At 59.5% G+C, this 22495-nt stretch carries 22 protein-coding genes; 8 read left to right on the top strand and 14 right to left on the bottom strand.

Going from position 1 to position 22495, the window contains the following annotated elements; translation table 11 throughout:
- Window positions 1–159: 159 nt before the first annotated feature.
- Window positions 160–543 carry a PaaI family thioesterase gene (locus QMK52_RS05785; protein WP_050549370.1) on the bottom strand — a complete coding sequence of 128 codons (384 nt, stop codon included), beginning with the start codon at window positions 541–543 and terminating at the stop codon, window positions 160–162.
- Complete coding sequence (locus QMK52_RS05780) at window positions 543–2867, bottom strand: Tex family protein (RefSeq protein ID WP_057702401.1); 2325 nt, start codon at window positions 2865–2867, stop codon at window positions 543–545. Before QMK52_RS05780 ends, QMK52_RS05785 begins: the two co-directional genes overlap by 1 nt.
- Before the next feature lie 357 nt (window positions 2868–3224).
- On the opposite strand from QMK52_RS05780, the gene ompR reads away from it, so the two are divergent.
- Complete coding sequence (gene ompR / locus QMK52_RS05775; RefSeq protein WP_003187669.1) at window positions 3225–3965, top strand: two-component system response regulator OmpR; 741 nt, start codon at window positions 3225–3227, stop codon at window positions 3963–3965.
- A 116-nt stretch (window positions 3966–4081) separates the two neighbouring features.
- On the top strand, window positions 4082–5395 hold the full coding sequence (locus QMK52_RS05770) for an ATP-binding protein (RefSeq protein ID WP_005783812.1): 1314 nt from the start codon (window positions 4082–4084) through the stop codon (window positions 5393–5395).
- A 140-nt stretch (window positions 5396–5535) separates the two neighbouring features.
- Here QMK52_RS05770 and rimK read toward each other — a convergent pair whose 3' ends face one another.
- Genes rimK through QMK52_RS05755 form a run of 3 tightly spaced genes read right to left on the bottom strand, consistent with a single transcriptional unit; the run spans window position 5536 to window position 7712 of the window.
- Entirely contained in the window at window positions 5536–6441 is a 906-nt protein-coding gene (rimK, locus tag QMK52_RS05765; protein ID WP_003187674.1) for a 30S ribosomal protein S6--L-glutamate ligase, read from the bottom strand.
- The gene (locus tag QMK52_RS05760; protein ID WP_169986753.1) at window positions 6438–6902 is read right to left on the bottom strand and encodes an ATP-dependent zinc protease; all 465 of its coding nucleotides are present in this window, start codon (window positions 6900–6902) and stop codon (window positions 6438–6440) included. The genes rimK and QMK52_RS05760 overlap by 4 nt, the downstream gene beginning before the upstream one ends.
- Window positions 6903–6932: 30 nt before the next feature.
- The gene (locus QMK52_RS05755; RefSeq protein ID WP_320403906.1) at window positions 6933–7712 is read right to left on the bottom strand and encodes an EAL domain-containing protein; all 780 of its coding nucleotides are present in this window, start codon (window positions 7710–7712) and stop codon (window positions 6933–6935) included.
- Window positions 7713–7828: 116 nt separating this feature from the next.
- Here QMK52_RS05755 and QMK52_RS05750 point away from each other — a divergent pair, with 116 nt between their 5' ends.
- A complete protein-coding gene (locus tag QMK52_RS05750) occupies window positions 7829–8236 on the top strand; it encodes an RNA-binding S4 domain-containing protein (protein WP_320403905.1) in 408 nt (135 codons plus the stop codon).
- A gap of 135 nt (window positions 8237–8371) precedes the next feature.
- On the opposite strand, the gene QMK52_RS05745 is transcribed toward QMK52_RS05750, so the two are convergent.
- Window positions 8372–9175 (bottom strand): phosphatase PAP2 family protein, encoded by an 804-nt coding sequence (locus QMK52_RS05745; RefSeq protein ID WP_194439805.1) that lies wholly within the window; start codon window positions 9173–9175, stop codon window positions 8372–8374.
- 124 nt (window positions 9176–9299) lie between these two features.
- Here QMK52_RS05745 and hslO point away from each other — a divergent pair, with 124 nt between their 5' ends.
- Together hslO and QMK52_RS05735 are read left to right on the top strand one after the other, a co-directional pair.
- Window positions 9300–10202, top strand: a complete 903-nt coding sequence (gene hslO, locus QMK52_RS05740; RefSeq protein WP_005783822.1) for an Hsp33 family molecular chaperone HslO — start codon at window positions 9300–9302, stop codon at window positions 10200–10202.
- A 179-nt stretch (window positions 10203–10381) separates the two neighbouring features.
- Window positions 10382–11923, top strand: coding sequence for a phosphoenolpyruvate carboxykinase (locus QMK52_RS05735; protein ID WP_005783824.1), 1542 nt, complete (start codon window positions 10382–10384; stop codon window positions 11921–11923).
- A 57-nt stretch (window positions 11924–11980) separates the two neighbouring features.
- Here QMK52_RS05735 and QMK52_RS05730 read toward each other — a convergent pair whose 3' ends face one another.
- The 4 genes from QMK52_RS05730 to QMK52_RS05715 form a co-directional block, all read right to left on the bottom strand.
- Window positions 11981–12844 (bottom strand): DMT family transporter, encoded by an 864-nt coding sequence (locus QMK52_RS05730; RefSeq protein ID WP_320403904.1) that lies wholly within the window; start codon window positions 12842–12844, stop codon window positions 11981–11983.
- Window positions 12845–13004: 160 nt separating this feature from the next.
- Window positions 13005–13361, bottom strand: coding sequence for a DUF1493 family protein (locus QMK52_RS05725; protein ID WP_005783828.1), 357 nt, complete (start codon window positions 13359–13361; stop codon window positions 13005–13007).
- A gap of 110 nt (window positions 13362–13471) precedes the next feature.
- The gene (locus tag QMK52_RS05720; RefSeq protein ID WP_320403903.1) at window positions 13472–14071 is read right to left on the bottom strand and encodes a Fic/DOC family protein; all 600 of its coding nucleotides are present in this window, start codon (window positions 14069–14071) and stop codon (window positions 13472–13474) included.
- Window positions 14071–14241 carry a YhfG family protein gene (locus QMK52_RS05715; protein WP_005783831.1) on the bottom strand — a complete coding sequence of 57 codons (171 nt, stop codon included), beginning with the start codon at window positions 14239–14241 and terminating at the stop codon, window positions 14071–14073. Before QMK52_RS05715 ends, QMK52_RS05720 begins: the two co-directional genes overlap by 1 nt.
- Before the next feature lie 267 nt (window positions 14242–14508).
- On the opposite strand from QMK52_RS05715, the gene QMK52_RS05710 reads away from it, so the two are divergent.
- On the top strand, window positions 14509–16446 hold the full coding sequence (locus tag QMK52_RS05710; RefSeq protein WP_005783833.1) for an ATP-dependent DNA helicase RecQ: 1938 nt from the start codon (window positions 14509–14511) through the stop codon (window positions 16444–16446).
- Window positions 16447–16458: 12 nt separating this feature from the next.
- Window positions 16459–16890: an acyl-CoA thioesterase gene (locus QMK52_RS05705; protein ID WP_194439833.1), complete on the top strand. Its 432-nt coding sequence runs from the start codon at window positions 16459–16461 to the stop codon at window positions 16888–16890.
- A gap of 67 nt (window positions 16891–16957) precedes the next feature.
- Here the strand turns inward: QMK52_RS05705 and QMK52_RS05700 are convergent, their stop codons facing one another.
- The 3 genes from QMK52_RS05700 to fdhD form a co-directional block, all read right to left on the bottom strand.
- A complete protein-coding gene (locus QMK52_RS05700) occupies window positions 16958–17443 on the bottom strand; it encodes a glycine zipper domain-containing protein (protein WP_005783837.1) in 486 nt (161 codons plus the stop codon).
- Between the two features lie 349 nt (window positions 17444–17792).
- Complete coding sequence (locus QMK52_RS05695) at window positions 17793–20141, bottom strand: FdhF/YdeP family oxidoreductase (protein WP_194439835.1); 2349 nt, start codon at window positions 20139–20141, stop codon at window positions 17793–17795.
- Window positions 20138–20977, bottom strand: coding sequence for a formate dehydrogenase accessory sulfurtransferase FdhD (gene fdhD, locus QMK52_RS05690; protein WP_005783839.1), 840 nt, complete (start codon window positions 20975–20977; stop codon window positions 20138–20140). Before fdhD ends, QMK52_RS05695 begins: the two co-directional genes overlap by 4 nt.
- A gap of 243 nt (window positions 20978–21220) precedes the next feature.
- On the opposite strand from fdhD, the gene lysM reads away from it, so the two are divergent.
- Complete coding sequence (gene lysM, locus QMK52_RS05685) at window positions 21221–21661, top strand: peptidoglycan-binding protein LysM (RefSeq protein WP_078820043.1); 441 nt, start codon at window positions 21221–21223, stop codon at window positions 21659–21661.
- 108 nt (window positions 21662–21769) lie between these two features.
- On the opposite strand, the gene yrfG is transcribed toward lysM, so the two are convergent.
- Window positions 21770–22432 carry a GMP/IMP nucleotidase gene (gene yrfG, locus QMK52_RS05680; protein ID WP_078820044.1) on the bottom strand — a complete coding sequence of 221 codons (663 nt, stop codon included), beginning with the start codon at window positions 22430–22432 and terminating at the stop codon, window positions 21770–21772.
- Window positions 22433–22495: the final 63 nt, after the last annotated feature.

Below are 22495 nucleotides of genomic sequence, written 5' to 3'. Positions count from 1 at the left end.
CAAGGGTGAAGTGGAAACTGGCGTGATCGCCTGGTTCTGAGTCGATTTGACCCGCTCTGAAAATGCCGACTTCACTCCATGAATTGGGCTACAGCGCAGCGAGAAAATTCCGACGCTGTTATCGCAGCGCCGAAATTAACTCAAATCGAGGGTGGGGAGCTATAGGACAGCGAACGTGCCCTGCGCTTTTGCGACAAGTCTTTCGCCCTGGTACACGTCGGCTTCGACCACCAACGTGCGCCGGCCGGCGTGAATTACCCGGCTGGTGCACAGCACATCACCGTCTTCGACGGCGCGAATATAATTGATCTTGCATTCGATGGTGGCGCTCTGCTGGTCGAAACCATGGGCGCTGGAACAGGCCAGGCCCATCGTGATGTCCACCAGGCTGAAAATCGCCCCGCCATGGAGCTTGCCTGCACGGTTGCGCAGGTGCGGCTCCAGGGTCAGGGCCACCTCGGCAACGCCTTCATCCAGGCGTTGCAGGCGGCAGCCGATCAGCTCGCTGAACGCGCTCTGGGTCAAGCCCGCCGGGATTTCCATCAACGCTTCTTCAACTGTTTGGCATTGGCGAACAGCGATGCCATGGCGTTGTTGCTCGGCGCGGCAGTCGTAGCTTCCTTGCGCGGCGCGTTGTTCTGCGACTGGCGCGGTGCCGAACCTGGGCGAGCGCCACGAGCACCGTCGATCTTCTCGCCTGGGGTATCGCTCATGCGCATCGACAGGCCCACGCGTTTGCGCGGGATATCGACTTCCATGACCTTGACCTTGACCACGTCACCGGCTTTGACCGCTTCACGCGGGTCCTTGATGAACTTCTCCGAAAGCGCGGAGATATGCACCAAACCGTCCTGATGCACGCCAATATCCACGAAGGCGCCAAAGTTGGTCACGTTGGTCACCACGCCTTCGAGGATCATGCCCGGTTGCAGGTCCTTGAGGTCTTCGACGCCGTCCTGGAACTCGGCGGTCTTGAACTCGGGACGTGGGTCGCGGCCAGGTTTTTCCAGCTCTTGCAGGATGTCGGTGATGGTCGGCACACCGAAGGTTTCGTCGGTGTACTTCTTTGGGTCCAGACGCTTGAGGAAGGCGGCGTCGCCGATCAGCGAGCGGATATCACGGTCGGTCTCGGCGGCAATGCGTTGCACCAGCGGGTAGGCTTCCGGGTGAACCGCCGAGGCGTCGAGCGGGTTATCGCCATTCATCACGCGTAGGAAGCCGGCCGCTTGTTCAAAGGTTTTTTCACCCAGGCGTGCGACTTTTTTCAGCGCAGCACGGGTTTTGAACGCACCATTTTCGTCGCGATGGCTGACGATGTTCTGCGCCAGGGTCGCGTTGAGGCCCGAGATTCGCGCCAGCAGCGCTACGGAAGCGGTGTTCACGTCTACGCCCACGGCGTTTACGCAGTCTTCCACCACCGCATCCAGGCCGCGTGCCAGTTTAAGCTGCGATACGTCGTGCTGGTATTGGCCGACGCCGATGGACTTAGGATCGATCTTCACCAGCTCGGCCAGCGGATCTTGCAGGCGACGGGCGATGGAAACGGCGCCACGGATCGACACGTCGAGGTCCGGGAACTCCTTGGACGCCAGCTCCGAAGCCGAGTACACCGAAGCACCCGCCTCGGAGACCATGACCTTGGTCATCTTCATGGCCGGGTATTTTTTGATCAGCTCGGCGGCCAGCTTATCGGTTTCGCGGCTGGCAGTGCCGTTGCCGATGGCGATCAGGTCTACCGCGTGCTTGGCGCACAGGGCGGCAAGGATCGCCAGGGTCTGGTCCCACTTGTTGTGCGGTACGTGTGGGTACACGGTGGCGTGGTCCAGCAGCTTGCCGGTGGCGTCGACCACCGCGACCTTGCAACCGGTGCGCAGGCCCGGGTCGAGGCCCAGGGTGGCACGCGGGCCGGCCGGTGCGGCCAGCAGCAGGTCGTGCAGGTTGTGGGCGAACACGTTGATCGCCTCGGTTTCGGCGCCGTCGCGCAACTCGCCCAGCAGGTCGGTTTCCAGATGGGTGTAGAGCTTGACCTTCCAGGTCCAGCGCACGACTTCACCGAGCCACTTGTCCGCAGGGCGATTCTGATTCTGGATGCCGAATTGTTGACCGATCATGCCTTCGCACGGGTGCATGGTGCCCGGCAGCTCGTCGCCGACCTTCAGCGCGGAGCTGAGAATGCCTTCGTTGCGGCCACGGAAAATCGCCAGGGCGCGGTGGGACGGCATGCTTTTGAGCGGCTCGTCGTGTTCGAAGTAGTCGCGGAATTTGGCGCCTTCCTCCTCTTTGCCGGCGATGACGCGGGCGCTGAGGATGGCCTCCTGCTTCAAGTAGGTGCGCAGTTTTTCCAGGAGGCTGGCGTTTTCGGCGAAGCGCTCCATCAGGATGTACTTGGCGCCTTCGAGGGCAGCCTTGACGTCGGCGACGCCTTTTTCAGCATCGATGAAACGGGCGGCCTCGGTTTCCGGCGTCAACGACGGGTCGTTGAACAGGCCATCGGCCAAATCGCCCAGGCCGGCTTCCAGGGCGATCTGGCCCTTTGTACGACGTTTCTGTTTGTACGGCAGGTAAAGGTCTTCGAGGCGGGTCTTGGTGTCCGCGAGTTTGATGTCGCGCTCCAGTTGAGGGGTCAACTTGCCCTGTTCCTCGATGCTGGCGAGGATGCTGATACGCCGTTCGTCGAGTTCTCGCAGGTAGCGCAGGCGCTCTTCCAGGTGACGCAGTTGAGTGTCGTCGAGGCTGCCGGTCACTTCTTTTCGGTAACGGGCGATGAAAGGCACCGTGGAGCCTTCATCCAGTAGAGCGACGGCCGCTTCGACCTGTTGTGGGCGTACACCGAGTTCCTCGGCGATGCGGCTGTTGATGCTGTCCATAAAACCACCTGAAATTCTTAAAATCAGCGCGCCGGCCCGTAAAAACAAGGCCCGGCGAGGCTGGTTGAGCGGCCCGACTGGCGCCGCTGCCTGGGTCAAGAGGCTGCCTATTGACCCTCGAAATCGAAAAATTCACGACAAGCGGGTAAAAAAAGCCCGGCAGCAAACGGTAACGATCTGACGTTGCCCTGCACGGAGGCGCCGCATTATAACCAGCGTTCTGCTATTGGGGGGTACTGCGCCGGAGGTTGTAGGGCGTGGGTTCGCTGGCAGTAGATGAAAAATCTGCTAACAATGCACACGGTGCGTATAACGGCAGCTACGCCATAATGCGCGCCGAGATAAGAGGAGCATCCAATGAGCAGCACCGCACAAACTGCTGAAGGCGAAAAAATTCTCATCGTTGATGACGATCCGGGGCTGAGCAGCCTGCTGGAGCGTTTTTTCAACTCCAAGGGCTACCGTGCCCGCGCGGTGCCGAACACCGAGCAAATGGACCGCCTGTTGGGGCGTGAAGTGTTCAACCTGGTCGTGCTCGATCTGATGCTGCCCGGCGAAGACGGCCTTACCGCCTGCAAGCGCCTGCGTGGTGCCAACAACCAGATTCCAATCATCATGCTCACCGCCAAGGGCGATGAGCTGAGCCGCATCAAGGGCCTTGAACTGGGCGCTGATGACTACCTGGCCAAGCCGTTCAACCCTGATGAGCTGATGGCGCGGGTCAAGGCCGTATTGCGTCGCCAGGCACCGGCCGTGCCGGGCGCACCGGGCAGCGAAGACGAAAGCGTCACCTTTGGCGACTACGAACTGTCGTTGGCCACCCGTGAGCTCAAGCGTGGCGAAGAAGTGCACATGCTTACCACCGGCGAATTCGCGGTGCTCAAGGCTCTGGTGATGAACGCCCGTCAGCCGCTGACCCGTGACAAGCTGATGAACCTGGCCCGTGGCCGTGAATGGGACGCCCTGGAGCGCTCCATCGACGTGCAGATTTCCCGACTGCGCCGGATGATTGAGCCGGACCCCTCCAAGCCGCGGTATATCCAGACGGTGTGGGGCGTGGGTTATGTGTTTGTGCCGGATGGCACCGCAACCAAGTGACCGATGATTTGCAGGGGCGGGTATCCGGCGTTTGACTCCATGAGAGTCGACGGGATGCCCGGCGTCTGCAATTCTGCGAGCACCGCTCGTTCCTGCAAGGTGTGCAGCTTTCATCTATGAAAACCCCGCTGTGGTTCCCACAAAGTTTCTTCTCTCGCACCCTTTGGCTGGTGCTTATTGTCGTTCTGTTTTCCAAGGCGCTCACGCTGGTTTATCTGTTGATGAACGAAGACGTGCTGGTGGATCGGCAGTACAGCCACGGTGTGGCCCTGACGTTGCGGGGCTATTGGGCCGTAGACCCTGAGAACCGAGAAAAGGTGGCCAAGGCGTCGACCTTGACTCGGGTTGATGGGGCCGGCGTGCCTGAAGGCGAGCAGCATTGGCCTTACAGCGAGATCTATCAGCGCCAGATGCAGGCCGAACTGGGCGCCGACACCGAGGTGAGGCTGCGCATGCATGTTTCACCGGCGTTATGGGTGCGGGCACCTAGCCTGGGCGATGCCTGGATCAAGGTGCCGCTTTATCCGCACCCGCTGCGCGGGCAGAAAATCTGGAACGTGCTGGGCTGGTTCCTGGCCATCGGCTTGCTTTCAACGGCCTCCGCGTGGATCTTCGTCCGTCAGCTCAACCAACCACTCAAGCGCCTGGTATTTGCCGCTCGCCAATTGGGCCAGGGGCGCAGTGTGCGCCTGCCGGTCAGCGACACGCCCAGTGAGATGACCGAGGTGTACGGCGCGTTCAACCAGATGGCGGAAGACGTCGAGCAGGCCGGGCGCGAGCGCGAGCTGATGCTGGCAGGCGTGTCCCATGACTTGCGCACACCGTTGACGCGATTGCGCCTGTCCCTGGAGCTGATGGGGGACCATACCGACCTCACCGATGACATGGTGCGCGATATCGAGGACATGGACGCTATCCTGGACCAGTTCCTGGCCTTCATCCGCGACGGGCGTGATGAAGTGGTTGAGGAGGTGGACCTCACGGACCTCGTGCGTGAGGTGGTTGCGCCCTATAACCAGAACGGTGAGCAGGTGCGCATGCGCCTGGAGCCGATCCAGCCGTTTGCATTGCGCCGGGTCTCGATGAAGCGCCTGCTGAACAACCTGATCGGCAACGCCTTGCATCATGCCGGTTCCGATGTGGAGGTGGCGGCGTATGTCTCCGGTGACAGTGCCGCGCCTTACGTGGTGCTGAGCGTGATGGACCGTGGCACGGGGATCGACCCTGCCGAGCTTGAGGGTATCTTCAACCCGTTCACCCGTGGCGACCGAGCCCGAGGTGGCAAGGGCACCGGGTTGGGGTTGGCGATCGTGCGACGAATCGCCTCGATGCATGGCGGCAATGTCGAGTTGCGTAACCGGGAAGAAGGCGGGTTGGAGGCGCGGGTGCGCTTGCCGCTTGGGTTGATGCTGCCTAGAGATGCGGTCTGACAAACAACAAATATCAAAAATGTGGGAGGGGGCTTGCTCCCGATGGCGGTCTTTCAGTCAAGAAGTTCAGTGACTGTGACACCGCTATCGGGAGCAAGCCCCCTCCCACATTGGTTTCATGTCGGGATTAAAATAGGCTTTTAGCCTTTGCCCTTGGTCCGAGTCATATTCGGCCCACCATTCTTTTCCAGATGCTGAATGATGATCCCCGCCACGTCCTTGCCGGTGGTGGTCTCGATCCCTTCCAGGCCTGGCGATGAGTTCACTTCCATCACCAGCGGCCCATGATTGGAGCGCAGGATATCCACGCCTGCCACGCTCAAGCCCATCACCTTGGCTGCCCGCAGTGCGGTCATGCGTTCTTCCGGTGTGATCTTGATCAGGCTGGCGCTGCCGCCACGGTGCAGGTTGGAGCGGAACTCACCGGGCTTGGCCTGGCGCTTCATCGCCGCGATCACTTTGTCGCCCACCACGAAGCAGCGAATATCCGCGCCGCCGGCTTCCTTGATGTACTCCTGCACCATGATGTTCTGCTTGAGGCCCATGAACGCCTCGATCACCGATTCAGCTGCCGTCGCCGTTTCACACAGCACCACACCGATGCCTTGGGTGCCTTCCAGTACCTTGATCACCAGCGGTGCACCATTGACCATCTCGATCAGGTCAGGGATGTCATCCGGGGAGTGCGCAAAGCCTGTGACCGGCAAGCCGATACCCCGGCGTGACAGCAACTGCAGCGAACGCAGTTTGTCCCGCGAGCGGGCAATGGCCACGGATTCGTTGAGAGGAAACACCCCCATCATTTCAAACTGACGCAACACCGCGCAGCCATAAAACGTCACCGAAGCGCCGATACGCGGGATCACCGCATCAAAGCCTTCCAAGGGTTTGCCCCGGTAGTGAATCTGCGGCTTGTGGCTGGCAATGTTCATGTAGGCACGCAACGTGTCGATCACCACCATTTCATGGCCACGTTCAGTGCCGGCCTCGACCAGGCGGCGGGTGGAATACAGACGCGGGTTTCGCGACAGCACAGCAATCTTCATGCAGCACCTGGGGCAGAAATAGTGGAGACCGGGAACACCGGCTTGTCTTGAACGTACTTGACGCCTGGATTGACGACCAACTGGCCGTCAATCAACGCCTTGGAGCCCAGTAACAGGCGGTAACGCATGGCTTTGCGACAGGCGAGGGTGAATTCCACCCGCCATACCCGGTCACCCAGCGCCAGGGTGGTGCTGATCACGTAGCGCACCTGCGCATGGCCATTGGAGCTCTTGATGGTTTTCATCGTCACCAGGGGCGCTTCGCAGCGACGGTGACGCAGTTGCACCACGCTGCCCAGGTGCGCGGTAAAGCGCACCCACTTTTCACCGTCGCGCTCAAACGGCTCGATATCGGTGGCGTGCAGGCTTGAGGTGCTGGCACCGGTGTCGATCTTCGCGCGCAGGCCCGCCACTCCCAGGTCGGGAAGTGCCACCCATTCACGCAGACCCACAACGGTCAAATGGTCAAATGTCTTCAATATGGGTACCGGTCAATTTGCCCAGGCTTGAGGAGAAACCTTGGCCAGGGCATTGAATGCAGGTTTGGCGAACCAAAAACCCTGCATCAGAAATATTCCACAGTCGGAGAGGAAATCCCGCTCGGCAGCACTTTTGATGCCTTCGGCGATGACAGTAACTCCCAACTGCTCACAGATTGTGACAATCCCCCGGACGATCACCTGACGGACACGGTCTTGATCGACATCGCGAATCAACGCCATGTCGAGTTTGATCAGGTCGGGTTGGAAATCGGCCAGCAGGTTCAGCCCCGAATAACCCGCACCGAAGTCGTCGATGGCGGTCTTGAAGCCGAATTCGCGATATTCACGCAGAATATTCGTCAAATGGCGATAGTTATCTACATGCTCGCTTTCCAGCGTCTCGAAAATCAGCCGGTCCAGCGGGAAATTGTGCGCCCGGGCGGCCTCCAGGGTGCTGCGAATACACAGTTCCGGGCGATATACGGCATTGGGCATGAAATTGATGGAAAGGTGAGTCTGCATGCCCAGCGCTGCGGCACCGGCGATGGCCTTGGTTCGGCAGCGCTGGTCGAAGTGGTAGCGATTGGTTTCGTTGACCTGGGCCAGCACCGAGAGCGCGCCTTCTCCCTGGGTACCGCGCACCAAGGCTTCGTTGGCGAATATCGAATGGTCACGCAGGTCTACGATAGGCTGGTAGGCGAACGCAAAGTCGAACCCCAGAGGCTCGCTTTGCTGGCAACCCACGCACCGCTGGTTGGGCGAGGTGAGTGAAAGGGGGAAGTCGGTCACAGCGTATCCTCGCGAAAACAGGGTGCTACCTGGCGTATCTTAGGTGAGCCTTGGGGTTTATGCGTCGAAGGGTTTCAACGGTAAGGTTGCGACATTTTTCAGAGCGAGGAATTCAAGTGGGTCAAAAACAGGAAGAGGAAGAAAAGGTCCGACTGGACAAGTGGTTGTGGGCCGCGCGGTTCTACAAAACCCGTGCCCTGGCCAAGGCCGCAATCGAAAGCGGGAAGGTTCATCATCGCGGCGAGCGCTGCAAGCCGGGCAAAGAGCCACGTATCGGCGATGAGTTTCAGATTCGTACAGGGTTTGATGAAAAGGCCGTCGTGGTGCAGGCGCTATCTGTCGTGCGCCGTGGGGCACCCGAAGCGCAGGCGCTTTACACCGAGACCGAAGCGAGTATCGCCAAGCGCGAAAACGCAGCGGCCATGCGCAAGGCTGGAGCGACCGGCATGACCACCGATGGCAAGCCAAGCAAGAAGCAGCGCCGCGATCTATTCAAGTTCCGCGGCAGCGGCAACGACGATTGATTACGAATCTCGTGCCGGCAGCAGATCAAAATGTGGGAGGGGGCTTGCTCCCGATAGCAGAGTGTCAGCCAATACACTTGTGACTGAGCCACTGCAAATCGGGAGCAAGCCCCCTCCCACATTTAACCCGCGCATTTAAGGAGCGGTGCGTATAACGCTCAATCGCCCGATCACCGGCAGTTTTCCAAGCAGCCCGAACACCGGCGCGGTTACCCGCAACAGGAACCCCGACACCTTCGCCGCAAACGGCGTGTAATACCCCCACCCCAGCGCCAACAGCGCCAGCAGTACGCCACCGATGTAATCGTCCTGACCCCAGTGCGCGCCCGCAACCAGGCGCGGCATCATGAACAGCAGCGCCAGGCCCCAGATCACCAGCACCTGGCCGATGCGCTTGGCAAATACGGTCATGAACATTCCCCAGATCAACAGCACCGAGGCATGGTCGCCCGGGAAGCTCTGGCTGGAACGGTCCTTCAACTCCCAGGTTTTCTCCAGCCCCGGGAAAAAATCACTCATCTGAATCGCGCCGCCGATCACCATGGACGGGCTGCTGTGCTGCCAGCCCATATGCGCCGCGAGTTTGGAGAACAACATTCGAATAAACAGCAACAGCAGCAGAATGCCGAGAAAACCAAAAAACGCCTGGCGCACCTGCACGGCCTTGAACACCCAGTCACCGCGGATCAGCAGCGTCAGCAAAATAACGCCGACCACTGCATCAAACGGCCGCAGACTGGCCACGGCCCACACATGCAGCCAGGTCGAATGGGTGGCCAGCGGGCCATTGAGCAGATGAAACAGCCACTCGTCGAAAATCACACACAGCATCTGGCCCGTGGGCCACAGCCAAAAACACAGCAGTCCGATAGCGAGTAGATTGCAAAGAGCCCATCGCCGGAGGTTCCAGTTGGCTTGGAACAAACCCGGATTGTTCATAAACTGTCCCTCATCGCTCTATTCAGCTCCTTGAATTCAGGAGAAGTCGCACCAAGATGGTGCTAAAGCGTTTAATTTTATAAACCTTGTAATCATTTTGTCATCACTTCAGATACCCAGACCTATGACTGATCTACCGGATACCGACTTCACCCAACGCTTCATCTTCGATGAGAGCGATGCCCGCGGCGAGATGGTGTCGTTGGAGCTCAGCTATGCCGAAGTCCTTGCCAAACACGCCTATCCGGAGCCGGTCGCGCAATTGCTCGGCGAGCTGATGGCCGCCGCGGCGCTGCTGGTTGGCACCATGAAGTTCGACGGGTTGCTGATCTTGCAGGCCCGTTCTGAAGGGCCGGTGCCCATGTTGATGATCGAGTGCTCCAGCGAGCGCGAAATCCGTGGCCTGGCCCGTTATGAAGCCGACCAGATCGCCGCGGACGCCACCTTGGCCGACCTGATGCCCAATGGCGTCCTGGCACTCACCGTCGACCCGACCGAAGGCCAACGCTACCAGGGCATTGTCGACCTCGATGGCCAAACCCTGTCGGAGTGCTTCACCAACTACTTCGTAATGTCCCAGCAGGTGGGCACCAAGTTCTGGCTTAACGCCGACGGCAAACGTGCCCGTGGTTTGCTGGTGCAACAATTGCCGGCCGATCGCATCAAGGATGAGGATGATCGTGCCGAAAGCTGGCGGCATATCATCGCCTTGGCTGACACGTTGAAGGCCGAAGAACTGCTGGGCCTGGACAACGAAACCATCCTGCACCGCCTTTACCATGAAGAGGCTGTGCGGCTGTTTGACTCTCAAGCCTTGCACTTTCATTGCAGCTGTTCGCGCGAGCGTTCGGGCAACGCCTTGGTCAGCCTGGGCCTGGAAGATGCGCAAAATCTGGTGGTGGAACACGGCGGCCATATCGAGATCGATTGCCAGTTCTGCAACCAGCGCTACCTGTTCGATGCCGCTGATGTAGCCCAATTGTTCGCCGGAGCGGGCATCGACACCCCTTCCGACACCCGCCACTAAAACGTTTAAGCACAGGTAAATCACCTGACAAACGCCGGATTAGAGGTGTTCTGACGGGAGGGCCCTACTCTTTTTGGGCTTTTCTGGCATAATCCGGCCCACTTTTTTCGCGGTAGTAGTGCGCAACTTTCTACTACAAAACGTTTGGAGCACTCGGCCATAGGCCGACGGGGAACCTCATGACGCAAGCCAATAACGCCGTATACACCGATCTGAGTGTTGACGATCTGGTCAAAGAAGCCCTGCAGCGCGGTGAAGGCGTGCTTGCCGATACTGGTGCGCTGGTTGTCGAAACCGGTCACCGCACCGGTCGTTCGCCGGTCGACCGTTTTATCGTTGAAGAGCCTTCCACCCAGGACGCCATTGCCTGGGGCCCAATCAACCGCAAGTTCCCGGCCGACAAGTTTGATGCCCTGTGGGCTCGCGTCGAGGCGTTCAACAACGCGCAAGAGCATTTCGTTTCCCATGTTCACGTAGGGGCCGCAGAAGACCACTACCTGGCCGTGAAAATGACCACCCAGACTGCCTGGCAGAACCTGTTCGGTCGTTGCCTGTTCATCAACCCGGCCCAGTACAACCCGGCCGGTCGTGAAGAGTGGCAAGTGCTCAACGTGGCCAACTTCGAGTGCGTGCCAGAGCGTGACGGCACCAACTCCGACGGTTGCGTGATCCTCAACTTCGCACAGAAAAAAGTGCTGATCGCCGGTATGCGTTACGCCGGTGAAATGAAAAAAGCCATGTTCTCGGTGCAGAACTTCCTGCTGCCGGCCGCCGACGTACTGCCGATGCACTGCGCCGCCAACATTGGCGAAGCGGGCGACGTGACCCTGTTCTTCGGCCTGTCCGGCACCGGCAAGACCACCCTGTCGGCCGACGAAAGCCGTTACCTGATCGGTGACGACGAACACGGCTGGGGCGAAGGCGTGGTGTTCAACATCGAAGGCGGTTGCTATGCCAAGTGCATCGACCTATCGGAGAAGAACGAGCCGGTTATCTGGAAAGCCATCAAGCACGGCGCCGTGCTGGAAAACGTCGTGATCGACGAGGCCAAGCACGCCGACTACGCTGATGTCAGCCTGACCCAGAACAGCCGTGCCGCCTACCCGCTGGAGCACGTTGCCAAGCGTTCCGAGAAAAACCTGGGCGGCGAGCCAAACGCAGTGATCTTCCTGACCTGCGACCTGACCGGCGTACTGCCGCCCGTGTCGATCCTCAGCGAAGAACAAGCGGCCTACCACTTCCTGTCCGGCTACACCGCGTTGGTGGGCTCGACTGAAATGGGTTCCGGCAGCGGTATCAAGTCGACCTTCTCCACCTGCTTCGGCGCGCCGTTCTTCCCGCGTCCGGCCGGCGAATACGCTGAGCTTTTGATCAAGCGCATCCGTGGTTTCGGCTCCAAGGTCTACCTGGTCAACACCGGCTGGACCGGTGGCGGCTACGGCGTTGGCAAGCGCTTCAACATCCCGACTACTCGCGGCGTGATCGCCGCGATCCAGAGCGGCGCGTTGATCGGTGCGCAAACTGAACACCTCGACACTATCAACCTCGACGTGCCATTGGCCGTACCGGGCGTTGAGACCGGCCTGTTGAACCCACGTAACACCTGGGCTGACAAAGCCGCCTACGACGAAGCTGCGAAAGCGCTGGCGGGCCTGTTCATCGAGAACTTCAAGAAGTTTGAAGTGAGCGATGCGATCAAGGCTGCGGGTCCTAAGTTGTAAGACTCAGCTGTTGTGAAAAAGCCGCCTCCTGTAGGCGGCTTTTTTGTGCGCGCAGGGTTAGTGGACGATGTGCAGCAGCACCGCGCCGACCAGCACCAGCACAACCCCGAGCACCTGTACCGCCGACAAGCGCTCCTTGAAAAACACAAACCCCAGGATCGCCGCAATACCGCCCGATAGCGTACTGATCACCGTCACCACCGATACCGACCCTGCCATCGCACCCCACGAAAACGCCGAGAACCCGCCGAGGTTCATCAGGCTCGCACCGGTCAACGTCGCGCAATTTTTCAGCGGTGGGATCTTCAGGCCGTCCTTGATCTTCAGCACCATCACCACCAGCACGCACAGGCCCACCAGGTACCCCAACCACAACATGGTGATCGGCCCCAGTGCCGGCAGGGTGTAGCGACCTTGCAGCCAGAAACTGGTGCCGTACAGCGTTGCTGCGAGCATGGCGTAGACGATGGACAGGCGCGGGTTGTTGTGGGGCGTGCCGTTGTCCTTGTGGATGCTGGACAGGATCACGCCGATCACGCACAGGGCGATGCAGCCCAGTTGTATCAGGCTGATGTGCTCACCGCTGGCCCAAGACAGCAGGGTGGTCACCACGCCATAGGACGTGACCAATGGCGCGACGATGGCGGCTTTGCCCAGGGCGAATGCCTTGGACAGCGCGAGGGCGCCAGAGACGGTCAGCAGGGCTGCTGCGATGCCCAGGAGCCAGACGCTCAACGGCGCATCGAGGGATTTGAAAAGGTAGGTCGGAAATATGACCAGCAGCAACGTCATGATCAGAAAACCGAGGGCCTGGCCAAAATACACCGCGCGTTTAACGCCAACGGCGCGGGCATTGAGGCCCACGAGAAAGTCCGTGCCACCCCAGAGCAGGGCGGCCAGCAGGCCCATTAGTACGTCCATGTAAGGTCCTTGTTATGCATACCGCTCGCCAGATTAACGCAGAACCAATGTGGGAGGGGGCTTGCTCCCGATAGCGGTGGGTCAGCTATAGATAAGCTGACTGATTCACCGCCATCGGGAGCAAGCCCCCTCCCACATTGGTATCTCAGTGCTCTTGGGATCAGCTCAGGTTTTCCAAGGTCTGCGTGTCCCACCTGAGGGTCTTGCTCGCCAGGTAGAGCATGCCGATGGTCAGCGGTATTTTGTCGCCACGGCCTTTGGCGCGTCGCTTCAAGAATACGTCGAATACCGGCGGCTGAAAGTAACGATAAGCGTCGTAGTCGCTTAGGTCTACCCCGAAATCCTGTTCCAGCGCCTCCATGAATTGCTTGGCCTCAACGCCATCGCAAGCAAGGTCGAAGTTGAGCGAGGTTTGCAGGCTGATGGTCTTGTGTTTCGGCAGAGTGAATTCTTCATGCAGCAATTGCAGGAGTTGCTGCATGACAGGATCTTCGGGGAAGTTGGGGGCCAGGTTCATGGTGGGTACGTAGGAGTGGGTGAGGGGGCTGTCGCGTTCAGGTGGTCAGTGGCTTAGAAGTGAGTTTGTTATCGGGCAATAAACAGATAGTTTAATCGTTCGCGCTTCGATCAGACACTGAGAGGCTTACTGATACACCGCTCAAAAATCGCCTCCAGTCCCCGATAGTCACACGCCACCGCATCAATATTCGCCGGTATCCATGCCGCGTGTTTCACCAGCCACCAGTTCACCGAAAACCCCGCATTCACGATGATCTGTTCAAACAGGATCCGCTGTGCCCGTCCATTGCCTTCACGGAAGGGATGGATGACATTCAGATCGCCATAAGCTTCAGCGATGTGGTGAACGAGATCGGCCTGGGACGCGCCGGTATACCAATTGGCTTCCTGCATATGCCGAATGATCTTCGCCGCTTCCGGCGGGATGCGCTCCGGGGTGCAGAACAGCGTCTCACCTTTCTGGATGTTGACGCTGCGCAGTTCACCGGCCCAATCGTAGATGTCACCGAACAGGATGCGGTGGATGTGTTGCAGACGTTCGAGGTCGTAGGGCGGCGGAAACAGCGGAAGATTGCCTACTGCAATCTCGGATAACTCCCGCTCTGCCTCGTGCAGGCGGTGTTCATCGAGCAAATCGAGGCGGTTGCGCAGGACGCTGCTACCGGGGTAGCAGTGCGGGTCCTGGCCCACCCCGTATTTGTCGAGCATCAGCGCGAGGTGTTGCGGTACTTGGCAAGGACGGCTTCGCGGGTCGGCAGAGGCTTGTCGACATCGGCCGGTTGGGTATCGAACCCTTCCAGGCGCAGGCTGGCCAGGTAATTGGAGCGGCGGATCTTGTGATAGTGATCCTGTTTTTGCTCAAACGTCAGTTCGCTCATTGCAGCGTACTCCTGGTTAGCAAGGCTTTGATTGTAGCGCAATGCATCAGGGGGAAGGCAGGATAAAAACCAAGTCGTAACCTGTATCAAAAACCCGCCGAAGATCTTAATTCAATGTGAGTTTTCGCAATATTCCCCGTCGGCCCTGGGCCATCCCCTGCCTGTGTATCATCCTGTCTCTTATTTTCTTGCGACCTTTCTCGATTCGCCGAACTTACTGGGCTACGTTTTTAAGCCACGTTCAGCGGTCAATGGAGTGACAGCCTTATGCACGACACCCTCCAGCAGGTCTTTGGTTATCCACAGTTTCGCCTGGGCCAGGAAGAGACGGTGAGCGCCGTCCTGGCCGGGCGTTCGGCAGCAGCAATTTTCCCTACGGGGTCGGGTAAATCTTTGTGCTACCAGCTGTCGGCGGTGCTGCTGCCGCACCTGACGTTGGTGGTCTCACCCTTGTTGGCGTTGATGCAGGATCAATTGGGGTTCCTGCAGCGCCATGGCATTTCGGCGGGCAGTATCGATTCGGCCCAGAGCCGTGATGAGGCCAACGATGTGATGGCCCGTGCGCGTTCGGGCGAGTTGAAAATCCTGATGATTTCGGTGGAGCGCTTGAAGAACGAGCGCTTTCGTAACTTTTTGCACAGCGTGCAGATCTCGCTGCTGGTGGTGGACGAGGCGCACTGTATCTCCGAATGGGGCCACAACTTCCGCCCGGACTATTTGAAGCTGCCGGACTACCAGCGCCAGTTCAATATCCCGCAAGCGTTGCTGCTGACAGCTACGGCCACGCCCAAGGTGATTGCCGACATGCAGGCCAAGTTCGCGATTGCTCCGGGTGACGTGGTCACCACAGGCTTCTACCGGCCCAACCTCAACCTGCTGGTGGAGCCGGTCAGCGGCCAGGACAAGCGTCGCCGGCTGGTGGAGTGGATGAGAGAGCGGCCCGACCAGCCGAGCATTGTCTACGTCACCTTGCAGAAAACCGCCGAGCAGATTGCCGAGCATCTGAATCGCCATGGTATTCAGGCCGAGGCCTACCACGCGGGCTTGCCCCACGATAAACGCGAGGGCATCCAGCAGCGGTTCATGGGTGGGCGCTCCAATTGCATTGTCGCGACGATCGCGTTCGGCATGGGCATCGATAAAAGCGATATCCGCAATGTGGTGCACTTCGACCTGCCAAAGTCCATCGAGAACTACAGCCAGGAAATCGGCCGTGCAGGGCGTGACGGGCAGCCGTCGGATTGCCTGGTGTTGGCCAATCGCGACAGCCTCAATGTGCTGGAAAATTTCGTCTACGGCGACACGCCGGAGCAAGAGGGCATTGGCCGTGTCCTCGAGGAGTTGCAGACCGCACGCAGTGAAGGGCAGTGGGAGTTCCTGCTCAGGTCGTTGTCCGATCACAGCAATATTCGCGAGTTGCCACTCAAGACGCTGCTGGTGCAGTTGGAACTCAAGGGTGTGATCGCGCCGCGCTACGCGTTTTATGCCGAATACCGTTTCAAGTACCTGGTCGAGCCCGACGCTTTGCTCGCACGTTTTTCCGGCGAGCGGCAGCAGTTCGTCGCGGCAATCATCCAGGTGTGCAAGCGTGCGAAAACCTGGGCAACGGTGGATTTCGACGCGCTGTATCAACAGCACAATGCCGAGCGCAGCCGTGTGGTAAAGGCGCTGGATTATTTCCAGGAGCAGGGCCTGATCGAGCTGGAAAGCAAGCAGATGACCGAGGTCTACAGTTTGCTCGACACCGATTTCGAACCACAAACCTTGAGCGCTGAGTTATACACAGGCTTCAAGCAACACGAGGTGACGGAGGTAGCGCGGATTCACGCCATGCTCGACCTGTTCGCCACCGAGCACTGCCTGGGGCAGCGCCTGGCGCAGTACTTTGGTGATGAAAACGCTCCCCAGCGTTGTGGACATTGTTCGGTGTGCCACGGCCATGTCGCGTATCTGCCGCCTCCGCCAAGCCTGCCGCCGCTTGTGGATAAAAGCTTCATGGGGCTGTGCGGCGATTTTATCCACAGGCATCATGAGCACACTGGCGAGCTACCCAGTGCCGAGCGGCTGACGCGGTTTCTTGGCGGTATCAGCGTGCCGTTGTTTACCAAGTTGAAGGCGCGGGGCATTCCCGGTTTCGCCGCGCTGGAGGACTACCCCTACGCCGAAGTGCGCGAATGGGCCCGCGCTCAATTAGACCTACTCTGAAGAGACTTGCCGATGCCTGACTCAACGCCCTTGCGCGCCGATTACCGCTATTTCCAGCCGATCACCACACGCTGGCACGACAACGATGCCTACGGCCATGTGAACAACGTCACCTACTACAGCTTTTTCGATACGGCGGTGAATACCTACCTGATCGAACAGGGCGGGTTGGATATTCATGACGGTGAGGTGGTGGGGTTTGTGGTGAGTTCGGCCTGTGACTATTTTGCCTCGATCGCTTTTCCCGAACGCATTGAAGTCGGGCTACGGGTGGGCAAGTTGGGCAACAGTTCGGTGCAGTATGAGCTGGCGGTGTTCAAGGCAGGCGAAGAAGAGGCCTGTGCGGCGGGGCGCTTTGTGCATGTGTTTGTGGATCGGGCCTCGAACCAGCCTGTGCCGATACCGGGGATGTTGCGCGAGGCGTTGCAGCGACTGGTGGTCTGACCTTGCGGCACCCCATGTGGGAGGGGGCTTGCTCCTCCCACATTACTACTGCGGTGCTCTTCAGAGCTTACCGATGACGGTAGTGGTGCTTGTTCTTGCGATGCCCATAGGCATGACCACGGCCCGGATGGCCATCGCGGTAGTAGCGACGGTCGTCACGGTCGCGGTCGCGATAACGGCGGTCGTCGCGGTCACTTTCGTTACCCATGTAGTTGCCCAGTGCACCGCCCGCGCCACCGCCGGCCGCCGAGCCGATCAGTGCGCCGGTACTGCCGCCGACACTGCGGCCCACGACGTTGCCGCCGGCTGCGCCCAGTGCGCCGCCAATGGCGGCTTCGCCACGGCTGCGCTTGTCGGCGCCGACCGCACTACCACCCGCGCCGCCCAGGGCCGCGCCGATGGTCGAACCGGTATTGCCGCCCAGCTGCTGGCCGACAACAGAACCTAGAACCCCGCCCAATGCGCCGCCTACACCGGCTTCGGTGGTGCCACCGGCCATGGCTGCGCCACTGACCAGGCCAAGGGACAACAAGAGAATCGAGGAGAACTTCATTCAGGGAAACCTCAAGGGGATGACGGCGCGATCCTGAGGTTGTATCGGGTCGCTGACAATCGAAATCCGACCGGCGGCAGAGGTTGTATACAATTTGCTAAGTTGCTGTTTTGTATGGGGAACTTAAGTTGTTTTTACAGGTCTTTAGTTACTTCGGAACGGCCGCTTTTATGCAAAAGCGGCCTTTTTTGTGCCTGTAGAATGTGCGGTGCTTGTGCTGGCCTCTTCGCGGGCAAGCCCGCTCCCACATTAGATCGGTCCACACAGTCTCAATGGTGAACCCATCCCAGTGTGGGAGCGGGCTTGCCCGCGAAAGCAGTAGTTCAAGCAACACATATCTCGGATCAAGTCAGGCCGAGCGCGCCATGATCAACCCACTGTCACTCGCCGCTTCCAAGCGAATCGCAACAAACTTCGATGTTGGCGTATGGCTACCGTCGCCAGTGCTTTCCAATGGCACCAATGGGTTCACTTCCGGGTAGTAAGCCGCCGCCTGCCCCGCCGGAATATCGAATGCCAGCAGCGTAAAGCCCTTCACACGGCGCTCACGGCCGTCTTCCCACAGCGACACAATGTCGGCCTTCTGCCCCGGTTTGAAGCCCAGGCGGATAATGTCGGCTTCATTGACGAACAGCACGTCACGCTGGCCTTTGACCCCGCGATAACGGTCGTCCAGGCCATAGATGGTGGTGTTGTACTGATCATGGGAGCGCATCGACTGCATGATCAGGTCCGGCACCCGGCCCGTGGCGTGGGTGCGTTCGTGGATCAGGTCCTTGGGCAAGATGTTCGGGCGGAAGTTGGCGCGGCCCGACGGTGTGTTCCAACGGCGTGCGCCGGCGGAGTTGCCCAGGTAAAACCCACCTGGATGTTTGATCTTCTCGTTGAAGTCCTTGAAACCAGGGATGGTGTCGGCGATCAGGTCGCGGATGCGTCCGTAGTCGGCCACCAGCCAGTTCCAATCCACGGGCGTGCTGCCCAAAGTGGCGGCAGCAATGCCTGCCAGGATCGCCGGCTCGGACTTCATCAGTTTCGACAGCGGCTGCAGTTGGCCATTGGAGCCATGGACCATGCTGAACGAATCTTCCACCGTCACCGCTTGCGGGCCGTCGGCCTGGATGTCGATATCAGTACGGCCCAGGCACGGCAGGATCAGTGCGTCTTTACCGTGCATCAGGTGGCTGCGGTTGAGCTTGGTGCTGATTTGCACGGTGAGGTCGCAATTGCGCAGGGCTTCGAAGGTACGCGGGCTGTCTGGCGTGGCTTGGGCGAAGTTGCCGCCCAGGCCGATAAACACCTTGGAGCGGCCTTCGAGCATGGCGTGAATCGCTTCCACCACGTTGTGACCATTGTCTCGCGGCACCTGAAACTGGAATCGACGCTCCAGCGCGTCAAGGAACGCCACCGGTGGGCGCTCGTTGATGCCCATGGTTCGATCGCCCTGCACGTTGCTGTGACCGCGCACGGGGCACAGGCCGGCACCAGGGCGGCCGATATTGCCACGCAACAGCATCAGGTTGGCGATTTCCTGGATGGTCGGCACCGAGTGACGGTGCTGGGTAATCCCCATTGCCCAGCACATGATCACGTTTTTGCCTTTGGCGTACATGCGCGCCGCTTGCTCGATCTCGACCAGGGTCAGGCCGGATTGCTCGACGATTTCTTCCCATGAGGTGTCGTCGATCTGGCCCAGATACTCCAGTACGTTGGCGGTGTGCTCATTGAGAAAGTCATGGTCGAACACCGCTTCCTTGCCTTCGGCCAGCGCTTGGCGTTCCCACAGCAGCAGGAACTTGGCCATGCCGCGCAGAATCGCCATGTCGCCGCCCAGGGCAGGGCGGAAGTAGGCAGTGTTGGTCGGCTTGTCGCCGTTAGTGAGCATTTCCAGCGGATGTTGCGGGTGCTGGAAGCGCTCCAGGCCGCGCTCTTTCAGGGGGTTGATGCACACCACCTGGGCGCCGCGCTTCACCGCTTCGCGCAACGGTTCAAGCATGCGCGGGTGGTTGGTGCCGGGGTTCTGGCCCCAGACGAAAATAGCGTCGGCATGTTCGAAGTCGTCAAAGGTCACGGTGCCTTTGCCCACGCCCACACTCTGCGCCAGGGCTACGCCGCTGGCCTCGTGGCACATGTTCGAGCAGTCCGGGAAATTGTTGGTGCCGTAGGCGCGCACAAACAGCTGATACAGGTAGGCGGCTTCGTTGCTGGCGCGACCCGAGGTATAGAACTCGGCCATGTTCGGGCTGGGCAACGCGTTGAGGTGCTTGCCGACCAGGTCAAATGCCGCATCCCAGCTGATGGGGGTGTAGCGGTCGGTTTCGGCGTCATAGCGCATCGGCTCAGTCAGGCGGCCCTGGTATTCCAGCCAATAGTCGCTTTGCTCCAGCAATGCCGTGACGCTGTGCTTGGCGAAGAAGGCTGCATCGACGCGGCGCTTGGTGGCTTCCCAGTTGACCGCCTTGGCGCCGTTTTCGCAGAACTTGACCATGCCGCTTTCCGGCGAGTCGCCCCAGGCGCAGCCCGGGCAGTCGAAGCCGCCGTTCTGGTTGGTCTTGAGCATCATGCGCAGGTTTTTAAGCGCGTTATCGCTGGTCAGCCAGGCTTGCGCCACGCTGATCAGCGCGCCCCAGCCGCCGGCCGGGCCTTTATAAGGCTTGTAGCGCGGAGTCGGGGTTTGGTCGGCTTGGTGGTGAAGGCTCATGGCTGGTGCTCCATCGCTGGGCTGTAGACCCGTGGCGCGCTTTTCTGCGGCAGGTGGATGAGATTGAGGTTGTGCCGGCGCGCCCATTGCAAGGCCAGGCCGGTGGGCGACGACAGGCTGACCAGGGTTTGGATGCCTGCACGCAAGACTTTCTGGATCAATTCAAGGCTGCAGCGGCTGGTAACAATCGCCAGGCCGCCGTCGGTCGGAATCTTTTGGCGGATCAAAGCGCCGATCAATTTATCCAAGGCGTTATGCCGGCCGATGTCTTCACGGCCCAACAGCAATTCGCCTTGATCGTTCATAAACACCGCCGCGTGCACTGCGCCGCTGTACTGGCCCAACGGTTGGAACGCACTGATGCGCTGGCGCAGGCCGTCGAGCCATTGCGCGGGCGGCAAGGGCGCGCCGGGCAGCACTTGAAGGTCGGGCAGGGCCTGTTCAACCGCTTCTACACCGCACAGGCCGCAGCCGCTGGTGCCCGCCAATTGGCGGCGCTGCTGCTTGAGGTTCCAGAAGGCGCGGCTGGAAATCTGTACCTGAGCATACTGAGCGGAGCCCGCGCCGCTGATTTTGAGATCATAAATGTCGCTAACGTCGGCAATAATCCCGCTGCCGAGGCTGAAGCCGACGATAAAGTCTTCCAGGTCGGTTGGTGTGACCAGCATGACCGCCTGACTGATGTCGTTATAGGCAATGGCCAACGCCACCTCTTCGGCCAACGCAGTGCTGCCGACTTCAGTGTGTTCAAGATTGCAGTATTGGTAGCTCTGGCTGGCGGCGGGCGCGGGCGTTTCAAGGGCGGGCGCCGCGCAGGTTGGGCGCTTGGCGTTCATGGGGCAGTACCACCGACGGATTGATCAGTGTTCAGACTAGGCGCGACAAAGGGTCGCGTCTAATTGCCAGTATTGATGTATTGATAGATGGCGTCGATCAAGGTTCCCGCCCATTTCGCCGGGGGCTTATTCCAGGGACGGCGGATCTGGATACTTTTGAGTCTTTAGCCGGTTTGGAACCCAAGTCTGCTGGACTGGTCTAGTCTTGGGCATCTGGAAATTAAATCCCAAGGAGAGCGCACCATGAGTATTTTTAGCTTTATCAAAGAAGCCGGCGAAAAGATTGTCGACCTGTTGACGCCGGGTAATGCGAATGCCAGTGAGCAGCTGAAGGAACATGTGAGCAAGGTGGGCCTGGGTAATCCAAACGTGCAGACCACGGTGGACGGCGACAAGGTCACTGTGACTGGTGAAGTGGCGAGCCAGGAAGAGAAAGAAAAGATCCTTTTGGCACTGGGCAACATTGCCGGCGTGGCAAGCGTAGATGACCAGATCACTGTCACCGGCCCTGCAGTTGCCGCGGCTCGCTTCGTCGTGGTGAAAAAGGGCGACACACTCAGCGCGATTTCTCTCGCGGTGTACGGTAACGCCAACCAGTACAACAAGATTTTCGAGGCCAACAAGCCGCTGCTGTCGCACCCGGACAAAATCTATCCAGGCCAGACACTGCGTATCCCTGAGTAATACGCAGGACAAAATGTGGGAGGGGGCTTGCTCCCGATGGCGGTGGTTCAGTCACCTGATACTTGGCTGATACACCGCTATCGGGAGCAAGCCCCCTCCCACATGGGTTCAGAGCCCGACAATGAGATCTCGGTAATCCCCGACAGCCGCGAATTCTGCGGTGTCCTTCGGGCCTTTCTTGCTATCGGGCTCTTTGACTGCCAGCAAATGCCCCACGCCGAAATCCCGGGCACTGCGCAGGATCGGCAAGGTGTCGTCGATAAACAGACTACGGGCCGGGTCAAAGTGGATATCGGCTTGCAACGCTTCCCAGAACTGTGGGTTTTCCTTGGGAAAACCGTAGTCATGGGAGCTGATCAATCGCTCGAAATACGGCGCCAGTTCAATGCGTTCCAACTTCAATGACAGCGAATCACGATGAGCGTTGGTGATCATGATCACGCGCTTGCCGGCCTGTTTGATCGCCTTCAGAAAAGTATCGGCATCCGGGCGCAGGGCGATCAGGTGGGCGGTTTCCAACTTGAGTTCGCGCACCGGGATCGCCAGTTCAGTGCTCCAGAAATCCAGGCAATACCATTGCAACTGTCCGGCGTTACGCTCAAACAACGGCTGCAACTCCATTTCGGCCATGGCCCGGCTCACGCCGTGCAGTTCGGCGTATCGGTGGGGCAGATGTTCCATCCAGAAATGGTTGTCGTAATGCAGGTCGAGCAGGGTGCCGTCCATGTCCAGCAGGACGGTGTCGATGGCGTGCCAGGGCAAAGAGGGCATGGTGCGTTCTCATGTAAGTAAAGATATCCGACACAGACAATCGGAAAAGCCACGGTATAGTAA

Origin of the sequence: Pseudomonas sp. P9_2, from assembly GCF_034008255.1 — a bacterium.
Lineage (GTDB): Bacteria > Pseudomonadota > Gammaproteobacteria > Pseudomonadales > Pseudomonadaceae > Aquipseudomonas > Aquipseudomonas synxantha_A.
Note: the sequence above shows the minus strand (reverse complement) of the source record. Positions and strands in the feature narration are given on the sequence as shown.

Coding starts and splice junctions, on each gene's coding strand:
- hslO (WP_005783822.1), top strand. CDS start 9,300: ATGACTGATCTACCGGATACCGACTTCACCCAACGCTTCATCTTCGAT.
- QMK52_RS05710 (WP_005783833.1), top strand. CDS start 14,509: ATGCACGACACCCTCCAGCAGGTCTTTGGTTATCCACAGTTTCGCCTG.
- QMK52_RS05735 (WP_005783824.1), top strand. CDS start 10,382: ATGACGCAAGCCAATAACGCCGTATACACCGATCTGAGTGTTGACGAT.
- yrfG (WP_078820044.1), bottom strand. CDS start 22,432: ATGCCCTCTTTGCCCTGGCACGCCATCGACACCGTCCTGCTGGACATG.
- QMK52_RS05720 (WP_320403903.1), bottom strand. CDS start 14,071: ATGCTCGACAAATACGGGGTGGGCCAGGACCCGCACTGCTACCCCGGT.
- QMK52_RS05780 (WP_057702401.1), bottom strand. CDS start 2,867: ATGGACAGCATCAACAGCCGCATCGCCGAGGAACTCGGTGTACGCCCA.
- ompR (WP_003187669.1), top strand. CDS start 3,225: ATGAGCAGCACCGCACAAACTGCTGAAGGCGAAAAAATTCTCATCGTT.
- QMK52_RS05725 (WP_005783828.1), bottom strand. CDS start 13,361: ATGAACCTGGCCCCCAACTTCCCCGAAGATCCTGTCATGCAGCAACTC.
- QMK52_RS05700 (WP_005783837.1), bottom strand. CDS start 17,443: ATGAAGTTCTCCTCGATTCTCTTGTTGTCCCTTGGCCTGGTCAGTGGC.
- QMK52_RS05715 (WP_005783831.1), bottom strand. CDS start 14,241: ATGAGCGAACTGACGTTTGAGCAAAAACAGGATCACTATCACAAGATC.
- rimK (WP_003187674.1), bottom strand. CDS start 6,441: ATGAAGATTGCTGTGCTGTCGCGAAACCCGCGTCTGTATTCCACCCGC.
- fdhD (WP_005783839.1), bottom strand. CDS start 20,977: ATGAACGCCAAGCGCCCAACCTGCGCGGCGCCCGCCCTTGAAACGCCC.
- QMK52_RS05785 (WP_050549370.1), bottom strand. CDS start 543: ATGGAAATCCCGGCGGGCTTGACCCAGAGCGCGTTCAGCGAGCTGATC.
- QMK52_RS05695 (WP_194439835.1), bottom strand. CDS start 20,141: ATGAGCCTTCACCACCAAGCCGACCAAACCCCGACTCCGCGCTACAAG.
- lysM (WP_078820043.1), top strand. CDS start 21,221: ATGAGTATTTTTAGCTTTATCAAAGAAGCCGGCGAAAAGATTGTCGAC.
- QMK52_RS05730 (WP_320403904.1), bottom strand. CDS start 12,844: ATGGACGTACTAATGGGCCTGCTGGCCGCCCTGCTCTGGGGTGGCACG.
- QMK52_RS05745 (WP_194439805.1), bottom strand. CDS start 9,175: ATGAACAATCCGGGTTTGTTCCAAGCCAACTGGAACCTCCGGCGATGG.
- QMK52_RS05770 (WP_005783812.1), top strand. CDS start 4,082: ATGAAAACCCCGCTGTGGTTCCCACAAAGTTTCTTCTCTCGCACCCTT.
- QMK52_RS05705 (WP_194439833.1), top strand. CDS start 16,459: ATGCCTGACTCAACGCCCTTGCGCGCCGATTACCGCTATTTCCAGCCG.